The organism is Streptomyces sp. McG3, assembly GCF_018619185.1.
GTDB lineage: Bacteria > Actinomycetota > Actinomycetes > Streptomycetales > Streptomycetaceae > Streptomyces.
Genome location: NZ_JAAXYC010000230.1, coordinates 1 through 12,996, shown reverse-complemented (window position 1 = coordinate 12,996; position 12,996 = coordinate 1). Strand labels below are relative to the sequence as shown.

Annotated in this window: 14 protein-coding genes and 1 pseudogene; 11 read left to right on the top strand and 4 right to left on the bottom strand. The window is 72.8% G+C overall.

Annotated elements, in window-relative coordinates:
* The 9 genes and pseudogenes from HET64_RS28350 to HET64_RS28310 all read left to right on the top strand — a co-directional run.
* Positions 1-184, top strand: a pseudogene (locus HET64_RS28350) (hypothetical protein); the annotation flags it as partial.
* Positions 150-1,064, top strand: coding sequence for a hypothetical protein (locus HET64_RS28345; RefSeq protein ID WP_251145990.1), 915 nt, complete (start codon positions 150-152; stop codon positions 1,062-1,064). The pseudogene HET64_RS28350 and the gene HET64_RS28345, both read left to right, overlap by 35 nt.
* Before the next feature lie 37 nt (positions 1,065-1,101).
* Entirely contained in the window at positions 1,102-1,626 is a 525-nt protein-coding gene (locus tag HET64_RS28340) for a DUF2199 domain-containing protein (protein ID WP_215110000.1), read from the top strand.
* A gap of 14 nt (positions 1,627-1,640) precedes the next feature.
* The gene (locus tag HET64_RS28335) at positions 1,641-1,994 is read left to right on the top strand and encodes a hypothetical protein (RefSeq protein ID WP_251145989.1); all 354 of its coding nucleotides are present in this window, start codon (positions 1,641-1,643) and stop codon (positions 1,992-1,994) included.
* Positions 1,995-2,174: 180 nt separating this feature from the next.
* On the top strand, positions 2,175-2,993 hold the full coding sequence (locus HET64_RS28330; RefSeq protein ID WP_251145988.1) for an SMI1/KNR4 family protein: 819 nt from the start codon (positions 2,175-2,177) through the stop codon (positions 2,991-2,993).
* A 176-nt stretch (positions 2,994-3,169) separates the two neighbouring features.
* Complete coding sequence (locus tag HET64_RS28325; RefSeq protein ID WP_215109998.1) at positions 3,170-4,024, top strand: alpha/beta fold hydrolase; 855 nt, start codon at positions 3,170-3,172, stop codon at positions 4,022-4,024.
* Between the two features lie 275 nt (positions 4,025-4,299).
* Positions 4,300-5,289 carry a peptidoglycan-binding protein gene (locus tag HET64_RS28320; RefSeq protein ID WP_374105581.1) on the top strand — a complete coding sequence of 330 codons (990 nt, stop codon included), beginning with the start codon at positions 4,300-4,302 and terminating at the stop codon, positions 5,287-5,289.
* A gap of 180 nt (positions 5,290-5,469) precedes the next feature.
* Entirely contained in the window at positions 5,470-6,219 is a 750-nt protein-coding gene (locus HET64_RS28315; RefSeq protein WP_251145987.1) for an HAD-IA family hydrolase, read from the top strand.
* 23 nt (positions 6,220-6,242) lie between these two features.
* Positions 6,243-7,043 (top strand): phosphotransferase, encoded by an 801-nt coding sequence (locus HET64_RS28310; RefSeq protein WP_215110002.1) that lies wholly within the window; start codon positions 6,243-6,245, stop codon positions 7,041-7,043.
* 131 nt (positions 7,044-7,174) lie between these two features.
* On the opposite strand, the gene HET64_RS28305 is transcribed toward HET64_RS28310, so the two are convergent.
* Positions 7,175-7,870: a TetR family transcriptional regulator gene (locus HET64_RS28305; protein WP_215109996.1), complete on the bottom strand. Its 696-nt coding sequence runs from the start codon at positions 7,868-7,870 to the stop codon at positions 7,175-7,177.
* Between the two features lie 19 nt (positions 7,871-7,889).
* The gene (locus HET64_RS28300) at positions 7,890-8,765 is read right to left on the bottom strand and encodes a TetR/AcrR family transcriptional regulator C-terminal domain-containing protein (protein WP_215109995.1); all 876 of its coding nucleotides are present in this window, start codon (positions 8,763-8,765) and stop codon (positions 7,890-7,892) included.
* Positions 8,766-8,908: 143 nt separating this feature from the next.
* Between HET64_RS28300 and HET64_RS28295 the strand changes: the two genes are divergently transcribed.
* Positions 8,909-9,901: an ATP-binding cassette domain-containing protein gene (locus HET64_RS28295; RefSeq protein WP_215109994.1), complete on the top strand. Its 993-nt coding sequence runs from the start codon at positions 8,909-8,911 to the stop codon at positions 9,899-9,901.
* Positions 9,894-10,736, top strand: coding sequence for an ABC transporter permease (locus tag HET64_RS28290; protein ID WP_215109993.1), 843 nt, complete (start codon positions 9,894-9,896; stop codon positions 10,734-10,736). Before HET64_RS28295 ends, HET64_RS28290 begins: the two co-directional genes overlap by 8 nt.
* A gap of 40 nt (positions 10,737-10,776) precedes the next feature.
* Here the strand turns inward: HET64_RS28290 and HET64_RS28285 are convergent, their stop codons facing one another.
* Together HET64_RS28285 and HET64_RS28280 are read right to left on the bottom strand one after the other, a co-directional pair.
* Entirely contained in the window at positions 10,777-12,027 is a 1,251-nt protein-coding gene (locus HET64_RS28285; RefSeq protein ID WP_215109992.1) for a GNAT family N-acetyltransferase, read from the bottom strand.
* Between the two features lie 24 nt (positions 12,028-12,051).
* On the bottom strand, positions 12,052-12,996 hold a 945-nt coding region (locus HET64_RS28280), incomplete at its 5' end, for an asparaginase (RefSeq protein ID WP_215109991.1).

Genomic DNA, 12,996 nt, shown 5'->3' with positions numbered 1-12,996 from the left:
GGGTGCGGTGGGTGATCCGATCACCGTGCTGCCGGTGCTCTTCCACCTGCTCTGGTGCCGGGAGCTGGCGGTGGATCTGGAAGCTGGTCTGCTGTCGGCGGCCACGCAGGTGCGCCCGGTGCCCATGGCCGCGAAGGAGGTGGACGGGGATGCCGGCGCTTCCGCGGCTGCTGTCGCTGGGTGACAGGGTCCGCTACGACGGGCGGGAGCACACGGTTGCCGCCCTGCACGGCACTTCGGTGCGGCTGGTCGATGACGCCCAGGCCGCCAGTGTCGTGCTGCTGGGACACCTGCTGGCGTCGGAGGCTTTCACCGTGCTCAGCACCGCGCTGAGCCGCCCGCCGCTGCCGGAGGCCGGGGTGCTGGAGGGGCTGCCGGAGGAAGCGGCGCAGCGGGCTAAGTGGTGGAGGCGGCATCTGACCGAGCTGCTTACCGGCCGTCCGGACGGCGATGGCAGCGGCCCGGTGCGGGCTGAGTACGACCCGACGGTGCATTCTCTGCGGCAGCGGGAGCTGGCCAAGGTGGCCGAACTGCGGGACTGCGGTGAGGCGGTGGGGCTGAGCACGCTGCGCCGGATACGGTCCCGCTTCGAGAGCGAAGGGGTGGCGGGCCTGGTGGACGGCAGGCTGCGCAAGCCCGCCACCGGCACGAGCCGGGCCGATCCCCGGGTGGTCGACGCGATCGCGAAGGTCGCGGGCGGCCGGACGGACGAGCCGACCGTCTCCGCGCAGGTGTTGCGGCGCCGCGTCGAACGGCTCCTGGCTGCCGAGCACGGTGCCGGAGTGGTCCGGATGCCGTCCAGGGCGGCGTTCTACCGTCTGCTGGCGGCGGTCACGGCCGGGCAGCATCTGTTCGGTTCGGCCCGCACCCGCCGTTCGCTGGGCAAGCAGCCGAAGCGGATGTTCGGGCAGCTGACGGCGGCCCGGCCCGGCGAGGTGATGGAGATCGACTCCACGCCGCTGGACGTCATGGTCATCATCCACCAACTCCGCATGATCGCGCACACCATCGAGGCAGTCGCAGACCCAACGGCGGCACACGGGCCGACGGAGCAGGGACACTGAAGTCAGCTGCATCAGAGCCGATTACTAGGCTCGGATCATGACCAGCAACCCCGGATTCACCTGCTCGTGCTGCGGCAGCCACCACGTCGAGCTGCCGATGAACCACTCGGCCGAGGCTCCCTGCTTCTGGGAACCGAGTTTCGCGGACTCTACGGACTGCTTGCTCTCGCCGGATCAGTGCGTGATCCGGGCACAGCACTACTTCGTCAAGGGTCTGATCGAGATACCGATCACCGGCAGTGACGAGGTGTTCTCCTGGGCCGCATGGATCTCCCTCAGCCGGGACAATTTCGCCCGGTCCGCGGACCTTTGGGACACCCCGGGACGTGAAACCGAGGAGCCGTACTTCGGGTGGCTGTCCACCGACCTCTTCCTTTACACGCCCAGCACCATCAACTTGAAGACCCACGTCCACACCCGCCCCATCGGACAGCGTCCCTTGATCGAGCTGGAGCCGACCGATCACCCTCTCGCAGTCGAACAGCGGACCGGCATCACGGTGGAGCGCGTCCGTGAAATCGCCGAAGCCGTTCTCCACCCCGCCGACAGCGAATCCAAGTGACGTCGATCAGGGAAATGAGCGAGCGTGAGTACTTCGCCTGCGTCGGCCGGCGTCCCGGCATGTTCGTCGGCACAGCCTCCTCGTTCCATCAGCTGACCGCCTTCCTCACCGGCTACGACCAACACGCAATGCGCCACGGCGGACAGGGGCTCACAGGCTGGCACGAGTGGCTCATCGCCCGCCGCGGCCGCGACTGCAACCATGCCTGGCCCGGACAGGTTCTGCATATCGCGCTCCCAGAGGGCTGGAACAACATCGCCGACCTGCCGCCCGAGGACGAGAAGCACGGGATCAAGATCCTGTTCCAGCTTCTCGACGAGTTCGCCGCCGAACGCGAGGCAAGTCCTGGCGCTCAGAACTCAGATTGAGCGGGACGCCGATCTCGCCTCCGTCTCGCTCAATCTGAACCACCGCTGTTCACAGCCCCGACGTGGTTCACCTTCAGCGAGACGGGTCACCGTTCCCAGCAGATACGGCGAGTCCCAGTGGTTCTGGCAGACGACCTGGCCGAGCCCCGGCGAAACCGGCCGGCCTGTACGGTCCACCGCATGGTCGACCAGTTCGATGTGGCTCAGGCTCTGCGTGGCGGGATACCCGACAGGGCGCGAGCCTGGGCCTTCCTCCGGGACTTCGCCGCAGCGTGGGCGGAGCCGCTCGCCGACGGCGCGGGTACGCGAGCGGAGGATGTGGAGCGAGCCGAGGAAATGCTGGGACTCACGCTGCCGACCGCGTTGCGCGAGGCGTACTCGCTTCTCGGTGCGCGTCACGACCTCACCGGCAACCAGGACCCGCTGCTGCCCCCTTCCGAGCTGTTCGTGCACGACGAGTTCGGTGGTGTGCTCGTCTTCCGCAGCGAGAATCAGGCATGCGCTTTCTGGGGAGTACGGCTGCGGGACCTCGATCAGGACGATCCGCCGGTGTTCGTCCAGTCACAGGACGGCTGGGTCCGCTTCCTGGAACGGGTCTCCCTGGCCTGTGTCGAGCTCGTACTCAGCGAGACGCTGCTCGGCGGCGAGGGACGGCTCTACAACGCCTGCGAGCTTCCCGTCGGCCTGATTCGAGAGCTGCCGAGTCGGTTCGCGCCGGTGGAGTTTCCCGAGTACCCGATGTGGACGGGGAAGGCGGAGTCACCCGTGTGCTGGTTCTCCGCGCCGGGGAAGCTCTTGCGGCTCGACGGACTGAGCGACCACAGCTGGCTGCACGTACGGGGAAGTACGTTCGCCGACCTGGAGTCGCTCTGCGCCACCCTCCCCGGCCGCTGGGTACGTGGGTACGCGGAGCCGGAGGCCGACGGGAGCGCTTCTGCCGACGGTTGCGGCCACGCGTGGCATCGGCTGTCCGCCGACACCACCGAAGCCTCGGCCTGATCCCTCGCGCTTTCGCGCCTGCCGGCCTACGGATCACGCCGCACACGGGCTCACCCCTGCTGCTTCCCCGGGGTGACCGGGTGACCGGGGTGCTCAGCGAGCAGCGGCCTGGACAGCGTCCCCGGCGTCCCGACCCCGGATCTTGTTCCGAAGATCGTTGTGTTGGAGGCTGAGGCATGCACACTCAACCGACGTTCATCTTTGTCCACGGGGCCTTCGCGAACTCGTTCTCGTTCGCGCCGCTTCAGGCCGAACTCGCCCTGCTCGGGCACCGCTCGGTCGCGGTCGACCTTCCGGGGCACGGATTCGAGGCGACGTCGCCGGCGTCCTACCAGGCTCCCCAGGATCTCGACGCCCTCGCCACGGAGCCGGGAGGCATCAAGGGAGTCACGCTCGCGGACAACGCCGCCCGCGTGATCGAGGTCCTCGAACGGGCCAGGCGGAACGGCCCCACCGTCCTCGTCGCCCACAGCAGGGGCGGCATCACGACCACCGCCGTCGCCAACGCCCGGCCCGACCTGATCGACCGGATCGTCTACGTCTCCGCCTGGTGCCCCGTCGAGCTGGAGGTGGGCGACTACTACGCCCAGCCGGAGATGGCCGACGTCGACGCGGGAGCCCTCGCCTCCGTGCTCGCCGGGAATCCGGCCGAACTCGGGCTGCTGCGATTCAACTTCCGCACGGCCGACCCGACGGCGCTCGCCCTGCTCAAGGATGCCTTCGCCGCCGATCTCACCGATGACGAGTTCCGGACCTTCCTCGGCACCTTCCAGTGCGACGAGAACCTCGACGCCGGTACGGCCGCCGACCGGGCACAGGCCGCGACCTGGGGCCGGATACCCAGGACCTACGTCCGCCTGGCCGCCGACGCCAGCGTTCCGCCCGCCGTGCAGGACCGCATGATCCGCGAGGCCGACGCGCTCACACCCGACAACCCCTTCGACGTACGGACCCTCGCCGGCAGCCATCTGCGCTGGCTCGTCCACCCGAAGCCCGCCGCCGAGCTGCTCGCCGACCTCGCGGCGCTCTGACCGCCCGCCCGGTCGAGGAGCCGGCGTCCCGGCCGGGAGCGAGAGCCGGTGGGACCCGATCAGTGGGCGGGGCCGGTACGGAACCCGGCTCGCCCATACGCGGGTTGGGCCCCCCACTGGGCCCGTGGGCCCCTGACCGGGCAGCCGCCCGGCCCTATCGTCTATGCGGGTAGACCCTCGTACCCACTGATGCCGCCCGCCCGGACACCCACGCGCCCTGACGTCCCATGTGCTCGACCCGTCCCACGTGCTCGACCCGCTTCGAGGGAGACATGATGTGCCGATCCCGTGCGACCACCGCCCCGCAGGCGGAGACACCGGCGGACAGGGAGAGCCCGGACCACGGCCTGTCCCGTCGACGGCTGCTGGCGGGCCTGGGGCTGGGCGCGCTCGCCCTGAACCTCTCGGCCGGGGTCTCCCCGGCAGCGGCTGCTGGGGCGGCGGCGGCGAAGAACGGGGCGTGGGCCAATCCCGCCCTGGGCCGGTTCCCGGCCGGGGGCCACTACGGCGCCCCCCGGGGCGGCGCGTCCCACGCCGGCCAGGACGTCAGCAACTCCACGGGCACCGCCGTCCACGCGGCGGCCGGGGGCACGGTCGTCCGCCGGTCGTGGGGAGGGGGGCTGCCGGGCCGGACCGGTAACGCCCTGGTGATCGCGCACGGCGACGACCAGTACACGTACTACGGTCACCTCAGCGCCTACCGGGTCGCGCTCAACGCCAGGGTCTCGGCCGGACAGCGCATCGCCGACATGGGGGCCACCGGCAATGTGACCGGGCCCCACCTGCACTTCGAGACCCACTCGGGACGCCTCGGCACCACGGTGAACCCGGTCGCCTTCCTCGCCGCCCGGGGCGTGGACCTGTCCGGCGGCTGGTCGAGGATCGATCCGGGCGCGAGCGGCGCCACGGTCGTGGTGATCCAGCACCTGATGAACCAACGCGGCCATGGGCTGGCAGCCGACGGGAGTTACGGCTCCTTGTCCGTCGAGGCGGTCAAGCGGTTCCAGCGCTCCAAGGGGCTGGCGGCCGACGGCCAGGTCGGACCGGCCACCTGGCCCGGACTCGTCTACACGCTGCGGCAGGGGGCGAGCGGGTTCCACGTCCGCGCCCTGCAGACCGCGCTGAACAGACGCGGCGCCCGGCTGGTGGTCGACGGCGGGCTCGGTTCCGTCACCACGAGCGCCGTACGCGCCTACCAGAGCGGCAACCGCCTGGTGGCCGACGGCGAGGCGGGCCCGGTGACCTGGCGGGCGCTGACCGGCTGACCGCCCCCGAGTGTGGGACGCACAGTGACGCGTGACGTCCCGCGGGCCGCCCGCGAGGGCGGCAGTGGTCGGCCATGAACGGTCCGGCGGCCGTTTATGGTCGACCACGCCCCACCCCACCAGCACCGCACCCAGAAGCCGCACCACCCCGGCGCAGACCACCGCAGGAGACCGACAGGCATGCGTACGCGATCCGCCCCCGGCGACGACGGCACTCCGGCAGCACCTCCCGTGGCCCCCGCGTCCCCCGCGGGGCGCGCCTTCGACGCCGTGCTCTGCGATCTCGACAACGTCGTCCGCTTCTACGACACCGCCCCGCTCGCCGCCCTGGAGCGGGCCGCCGGGCTGCCGGAGGGCACCACGACGGACATCGCCTACGCGCCCGAGGTCGATCTCCCGCTGCTCCTGGGCCGGATCACCCCGGACGCCTGGGTGGCTGCCATCGCCGCCGGGCTCGTGGAGCGGGTGGGGGCGGACCGGGCCCACGCACTGGGCCGGGCACTCGCGGACGCGCCGTTCCGGGCCGACGAGGAGGTGGTGGCGCTGCTGCGCCGGGCCAGGACCCACGTCCCCCTGGTGATCGTCACCAACGCGACCCTGCGACTGGACGCGGATCTGGCGCTGTTGGGCCTGTCCGACCTGGCCGACGCGGTCGTGAGCAGCGCGGTGGAGCAGGTGGCCAAGCCCGATCCGGCCATCTACCGCATCGCGGCCGGGCGCGCGGGCGTACCGCCGGCCCGGTGCCTGTTCGTGGACGACCGGCAGGAGAATGTCGACGCCGCCATCGCCCTCGGCATGACCGGTGTCCTCTACCGCGTACCGGCCGATCTACGCGGGGCGTTGGGTCCGTGCGCGCGGGCGGCGGGGAGCACCGAGGCCGCGGACGGGGCGGCCGACGGGACGGAGCGGTTCGCCGCCCGGGCGCGTTGAGCCCGGTGGACCGGGACCCGGAGGTGCTCCCGGTGGACCGGGACCCGGAGGTGCTGCCCGGCGGACTGGTCAACGCCGGAGCCGTCGTCCGTCACGGCGACGCCGTCGAACGCCCCGCCCCACCGCACGCCGCCCTCCTGCACGCCCACCTCCGGGCCCTCCGGGAGCAGGGGTTCGACGGCGTGCCCGTCCCCCTGGGGGTCTCCGCCCCCGAACGCCGCGAGCGGCTCCGTTACGTCCCCGGCGAGGTCGCCGTCGCCCCGCACCCGCCGTGGGCCTGGACGGACGGGGCCCTGCGTTCCGTGGGGGCGCTGCTCCGGCGCATGCACGACGCGGCGGCGGCCGTTCCGTCCGGCCGGGCGGCCGACTGGCCCGGCGACCTGGCCGACCCGGAGGGGGCGACGGCTCCCGGCGCGGTGGTCTGCCACAACGACGTGTGCCTGGAGAACGTGGTGTTCCGGGACGGCCGCGCCGCCGCGCTCATCGACTTCGACCTGGCCGCGCCCGGCCGCCCGCTGTGGGACGTGGCCATGGCGGCGCGTTACTGGGCGCCGATGCGGGGCCGCGCCGGCCTCGACCCGTCGCACCGTCTGCGCGTCCTGGCCGGCGGTTACGGGCTCGGGCGCGCGGACCGGGCCGCCCTGCCCCGGGTGATCGAGCGGGCCACCGCGGTGTGCCGGGCGTTCGTCGAGCTGCGGGTGGAGCGGGGGGACGCGACGTACGCGGCGGCGTACGAGGAGAGCGGGCGTGCGGTGTGGGACCGGCACCAGACGTGGCTGGCGGACCACCGCCGCGCACTGACCGCGGCCCTGCTCGCCGACTGACCACCGCGAACCGGCCCACACCCCTCAACGCCTCAACGCCTCAACCCCTCAACCCCTCAACGCCTCAACGCCTCAACGCTTCAACTCACCAACAGCGCGACGGCGGTTCCGGACCCGGCTCGGAGCCGGAGTCAGTCCGGCTCCAGGCCCGTCCGCAAGTGGACGAACGCCTGCTCGGCCGCCCGTACCGCGGACGCGTGGACCCGGTCCGCGCTCTCCCCCGCGTCGATCCGGCGCCAGTTCTCCAGGGCCAGGATGCGCAGGACCGCGATGATCTGCCCGGCCGCGAGGCGTTCGGGCAGCCCGCCGCCGAGGGCGCGGGCGAGTGCCGCCTCGGAGCGGCCCTGATAGGCGTACATGCGGGCCACCAGGGACGGCGTTCCGTACAACAGGCTGAGGAACGCCAGCACTTCCGGTACGTCGCAGAGGCCGGTCACCGGGTCGCGCCGGTCGAGGCCGTCGAGGAAGTGGCGGCGCAGGGCGTCCAGCGGGCCCTCGCCGGGGGGACGTTCGGCGACCACCCGGGCGGACTCGTCCTCGTGGTCGGCGAACCGGTGCAGGACCAGGTCCTCCTTGGCGGGGAAGTACCGGAAGAGCGTCGGCTTGGAGATGTCCGCCGCGGCCGCCACCTCCGCCACGGACACCTTGTCGAAGCCGCGCTCCAGGAACATCGCGATGGCCGCGTCGGAGACCGCCTGATAGGTCAGCAGCTTCTTGCGCTCCCGCAGACCGACCGGTGCCGGGGGACGCTCCGGCGCCCGGCCGGGGGCCCGGACCTCAGCACCGCTCCCGGACTCGCCCCCGGTTCTCTCTCGGCTCATGACCATGAAGCGTACGCCCCTGACCTCAAGCGGACTTGACGTCGCCACCGGAGGCAGCGGAGCCCCCGGAGCCCCCGGGAGAGCCCAGGGCACCCGGGGCACCCGGGGCACCGGGAGCGCCTGAGCCGTCATGGGTGCCGGCCGCCCTGCGGATCAGCGCCTCCACCCCGTCCAGCAGCACGCCCATGCCGAACGTGAACTCGTAGTCCGCCTCGTCCGGCTCGCTCATGACCCCGGTCTCCAGCTGCCGGGTGATCCCGGGGTGCCGTTCGGGGTCGACGAGCCGCTTGAGGGTGCGTTCGTGGGAGGCCGCCAGCTCCTCGGGCGTGATCCCGCGCGCGGTGACGGCGGCCTTCAGGTCGCTCGTCATCAGCGCCTCGCTGCGCACGAAGTTGGAGATCAGCAGGATCACCGAGGTCTTGTCGCCCTCGCCCAGTCCGCTGTCCCGCAGCGCCTGGAGCCCCTGCTCCCACCACGCGATCGAGTTCGGGGTCGCGGGCGGGCCGCCGATGGGGATCCGGAGCGCCCAGAGGTGGCCGTGGTAGCGCTCACGCTGCGCGGCCGCCCATTCGGTGAGCGCGGCCCGCCAGCCCGCGCCGGTCTCCAGGGCGGACAGGGGCTCCGGCGGTCCGACGGCCGCCTCCTGCATCAGGACGTACAGCTCGTCCTTGGCGGAGACGTACCGGTACAGGGACATCGTGGACGCGCCGAGTTCCTGGGCGACCCGGCCCATCGACACGGCCGCGAGCCCGTCGGCCGCCGCGACGGCCACCGCGGCGGCCACGATCCGCTCCAGGCTCAGGCCGGGCTTCGGCCCCTTGGCCGGGCGGTCCCGCAGCCCCCAGGCCGCCTCCAGGCTGGCCGGCAGATCGCCGCCGCCCGAGCCGTTCTTCTCCGTCACCGCATCCCCTTCGCCCGCCGTCCCGGCCACGCCGCCGTCCAGGCGCCGTCGCGCTCCGCGCCCCCGCGCGCCTTGACCCCATCCTAGAGATGCGTAATGCTTACGCAATAACGCGTATGACATACGCAGAAGGAGGCCCGACCATGACCGGTCCGACCGGAACCACCGACAGCGGCGGCGGCGCCCACGCCATCGAGGCGTACGGCCTCACCAAGTCCTACGGAAAACCCGCCGTCCGGGTCCTCGACGGCATCGACCTCCAGGTCGCGCGCGGCACCGTCTTCTCCCTCCTCGGGCCGAACGGGGCCGGCAAGACCACCACCGTGCGGATCCTCGCGACGCTGACCGAGGCCGATTCCGGCTCCGCCCGCGTCGCGGGGTACGACGTCGTCGCCGAGCGGAGCGCGGTGCGCAGGTCGATCAGCCTCACCGGCCAGTTCGCCGCCGTCGACGAGACCCAGACAGGCGAGGAGAACCTGCGCATGATGGCCCGGCTCACCGGGCTCTCCCGGGCCGGCGCCCGGCGCCGGGCCGGCGAGCTGCTGGAACGCTTCGACCTCACCGCGGCGGCCCGCCGCCCCGTCCGGACCTACTCCGGAGGCATGCGCCGCCGCCTCGACCTGGCGGCCGGGCTCGTCGGCTCACCGGAGCCCGGGGTGTTCTTCCTGGACGAGCCGACCACCGGCCTCGACCCGCGCAGCCGCCAGGAACTCTGGGAGGTCGTCCGGGAGCTGGCCGCGAGCGGGGCGACCATCCTGCTCACCACCCAGTACCTGGAGGAGGCCGACCGCCTCGCCGACCGGATCGCCCTGCTGAACCGGGGCCGGATCGTCGCCGAGGGCACCGCAGCCGACCTCAAGTCCCGCGTCGGCGAACAACGTCTCGACCTGGTCCTCACCAGCAACGAGGCCTACCTCCGGCTGGCCGGCCGGGCCGTCCACCACTCCCCCGAGACCCTGACGCTCGGCCTCCCCACCGACGGCTCGGCGGCCGAGGTGCGCGCCCTGCTCGACGAGATCGACCCGACGGGCCACGAGATCGAACGCTTCAGCCTGCACAGCGCGACCCTCGACGACGTCTTCCTGGACCTGACCTCGAACGCGCCCACGACTCCGGAGGCATCCACCCATGTCTGACACCGCCGTTCGGCGCGGAACCCGGGCCCGGCACACCGGCGGGGCCGCGCGGCGCCCCGGCCCCGGCCACGGGCCCGGACCGCTCACCCACACCGTCGTCATGACCGCACGCGCCCTGCGCATCAGCAGCCGCAACACCGACGCGCTGATCACGTCCCTGGCCCTGCCGATCATGCTGATGCTGATCTTCGTCTACTTCTTCGGCGGTGCGATCGACACCGGGACGGGCTACGACTCGTACGTCATGTACGTCGTCCCGGGCGTCCTGCTCCTGTCCGCGGGGTTCGGCGCCGCGACCACCGCCACCGCCGTCAGCGAGGACATGAAGGGCGGCATCATCGACCGGTTCCGCTCCGTGGACGTGGGCGGTACGCCGGTACTGGCCGGGCACGTGGCGGCCAGTACGGTCCGCAACCTCTGCGCCACCGCCCTGGTCTTCGGTGTCGCGCTGCTGATCGGCTTCCGCCCCACCGCCTCCTGGAGCGGCTGGCTCGTGGTGGGCGCCGTACTGGTGGCCTACATCGTGGCCCTGTCCTGGATCTCGGCGGCGATCGGCCTGCTGGCCCGGACCCCGGAGGCGGCGAGCGGCTTCACGTTCTTCATGTCGTTCCTGCCCTACCCGAGCAGCGCGTTCGTCCCGACCGAGAACATGCCGGACTGGCTGCACGGCTTCGCCGACCACCAGCCGATCACCCCGGCGATCGAGTCCCTGCGCGGGCTGCTGCTCGGCCAGGAGGTGGGCAACACCCCCTGGATCGCGCTCGCCTGGGCCGCGGGGATGCTCGCCGTGGCGATCGGCGTCTCGGGGACGCTGTTCCGGATCCGGACCCGCTGACCGCCGGGACCGGGACCCCGGTCCCGGCGGCGGGCAGGGCTCAGAACACGTCCGGGCACCACGGCCGCCGGCCCGTACGGAACACCGCGTCCGCCGTCGTCGCCGCACCCGCCCTCAGCTCCTCGGCCCGGCCCAGGTCCACCAGCCGCCGCACGGACTCGTCGCCCAGATACAGCGTCGCCAACTCGGCCACGTCCAGGGCCAGATCGGCGCTCCTGGTGGTCGGGGCGCACCGGCCGCCGTCGGTCGAGGCGTCCAGCAGGAAGCGGCCCCCGGCCAGCCCCGCGTCGTCCCGGACCTCCAGGACGAGCGACGCCCCGGTGCCGTAGGTCCGGGCCTCCAGGGCACGCGGCACGTCGAGCATCCGCAGCCACAGCCAGTCCACGTTCGTGATCATCCGGGCCGCGCGCGGGTCGGGCAGCAGCAGCGGAAGCAGATCGTCGGGGGCGCGGTAGCCCGAGCGGATCGTGGTGATCCAGTCGATCGAGCAGAGGTAGTGCCACAGGGCCCGCTCGGCCGCCGGGTTCAGCGCGATCAGGTCCCGTACGGAGGCGGTGTTCAGCGGCTGCTTGGCGTCGCCCCACTTGTCGTCCGCGCTGTACACCATCAGGCCGTCGACGGTGCCGTCGCCGTCGCGGTGCACGACGTAGAAGGGTTCGGTCCACTTCTCGTGGGCCGAACTGGGCGCCGCCCCCGTGCGCTGCCGCCACCAGCGCTCGCCGCGGGTCACGACGCCGGGCTGCCGGGCCGCCAGCGCTCCATGCAGCTCGGGGCCGAGCTTGCGGACGTCCGCGCCGTCCACCATCTCGATCCGGCCGCCGCCCGCCGGCTGCCCCGAGCGGCGCGGATCGAGGCCGGCCCGGTACACGGAGACCTCCCACACGGAGGTCCAGGCGGCGGGGCCGAAGCCGTACCGCCCGTAGATCGGGTACTCGGCGGCGATCAGCGAGGCGACCGGCTCGCCGCGTTCCTTGGCCGCCGCCAGGTCCGTCGCCATCATCCGGCTGAGCAGTCCGCGCCGGCGGTGTGTGGGCGTCACCGTCACCCCGCTGACCGCGTCGGCCGTCACGGTGGCCCCGCCGACCACCGTCAGCTCCTGGGCGAACGAACGGAACGTCGCCACACAGCGCCCGGCCTCGAAGGCTCCCTGCGTGCGGGAGAGGTCGGCGTCGGCGAACCGGTCCGCCACGAGCTCCTCACTCGGTGTGCCCGCCGTGAGGAAACCGTTGCTCACCGCCCTCATCCAGTCGGCGGTCTCGGACGCGGTGACGCTGCGGACATCAAGGCTCATCCCTCCACGCTAGGCAGGCATCCCTCAGAATGTCGCGCGAATTTCCCCGACCTCCGCCGCCCCGCCCAGCAACGGCGAACGCCCGATCCGGGCGACCACCGGGGCATCCACGCCCAGCAGCTCCAGGGCACGGGCCAGCACCGGGCCCAGCGCCCGGGTGGCGCCGTCGTCGATCTTGAAGGCGAGGGCCCGGCCGTCGGCCAGCGCCACCGCCTGGACCGCCTCGGCGCCCATCTTGGAGAGCGTCCCCGGCACTTCGCGCATCAGCCAGGTGTCCGGACGCCGGGTGCCCGCGACGTACTCCGGGTGGGCGCGCATCGCGTCCGCGACCCGGCGCTCGGCGCTCCCGGGCTCCGCCAGCACGAAGGACCGGAAGGCGCGGGCCAGGCCGGTCAGCCCGACCGCCATCAGCGGCGCCCCGCAGCCGTCCGTGCCGAGCGCCGCGACCGGCTCGCCCGCCGCCTCGGCGACGACCCGGCCGACGAGCTGCTGGAGCGGGTGAGCGGGGTCGAGGTAGGTGGCGGTGTCCCAGCCGTTGCGGACGCAGACGGCGAGCATCGCCGCGTGCTTGCCGGAGCAGTTCATCGTGATCCGCTCGCGCACGTTCCCGCTCGCGAGGTACGTCTCCGCCTCCACCGGGTCCAGCGGCAGGTCCGGCGGGGTCTGGAGGTCGGCCGGGCTCAGCCCGTGCTCGGCGAGCATCTGCCGCGCGAGGTCGAGGTGGAAGGGCTCCCCGGAGTGGCTCGCGGCGGCCAGTGCCAGCCGTTCGCCCGAGAGGTCGAGGCCGGCCCGCAGGATCGCGGCGGCCTGCATCGGCTTGTTGGAGGACCGGGGGAAGACCGGCGCCGCCGGATCGCCGATCGCCCGCTCCACGCTGCCGTCGGCGGCCAGCAGGACCAGCGATCCCCGGTGGTGCCCCTCCGTGAACCCGGAGCGCACGACCTCGGCCAGGACGGGCGGGGCGGGGGC

Excerpts from the sequence above, each read along its gene's own strand:
- HET64_RS28285 (WP_215109992.1), bottom strand. The coding sequence starts at position 12,027 with ATGAGCCTTGATGTCCGCAGCGTCACCGCGTCCGAGACCGCCGACTGG.
- HET64_RS28320 (WP_374105581.1), top strand. The coding sequence starts at position 4,300 with ATGTGCCGATCCCGTGCGACCACCGCCCCGCAGGCGGAGACACCGGCG.
- HET64_RS28330 (WP_251145988.1), top strand. The coding sequence starts at position 2,175 with ATGGTCGACCAGTTCGATGTGGCTCAGGCTCTGCGTGGCGGGATACCC.
- HET64_RS28305 (WP_215109996.1), bottom strand. The coding sequence starts at position 7,870 with ATGGTCATGAGCCGAGAGAGAACCGGGGGCGAGTCCGGGAGCGGTGCT.
- HET64_RS28295 (WP_215109994.1), top strand. The coding sequence starts at position 8,909 with ATGACCGGTCCGACCGGAACCACCGACAGCGGCGGCGGCGCCCACGCC.
- HET64_RS28290 (WP_215109993.1), top strand. The coding sequence starts at position 9,894 with ATGTCTGACACCGCCGTTCGGCGCGGAACCCGGGCCCGGCACACCGGC.
- HET64_RS28325 (WP_215109998.1), top strand. The coding sequence starts at position 3,170 with ATGCACACTCAACCGACGTTCATCTTTGTCCACGGGGCCTTCGCGAAC.
- HET64_RS28340 (WP_215110000.1), top strand. The coding sequence starts at position 1,102 with ATGACCAGCAACCCCGGATTCACCTGCTCGTGCTGCGGCAGCCACCAC.
- HET64_RS28315 (WP_251145987.1), top strand. The coding sequence starts at position 5,470 with ATGCGTACGCGATCCGCCCCCGGCGACGACGGCACTCCGGCAGCACCT.
- HET64_RS28345 (WP_251145990.1), top strand. The coding sequence starts at position 150 with ATGCCGGCGCTTCCGCGGCTGCTGTCGCTGGGTGACAGGGTCCGCTAC.
- HET64_RS28335 (WP_251145989.1), top strand. The coding sequence starts at position 1,641 with ATGAGCGAGCGTGAGTACTTCGCCTGCGTCGGCCGGCGTCCCGGCATG.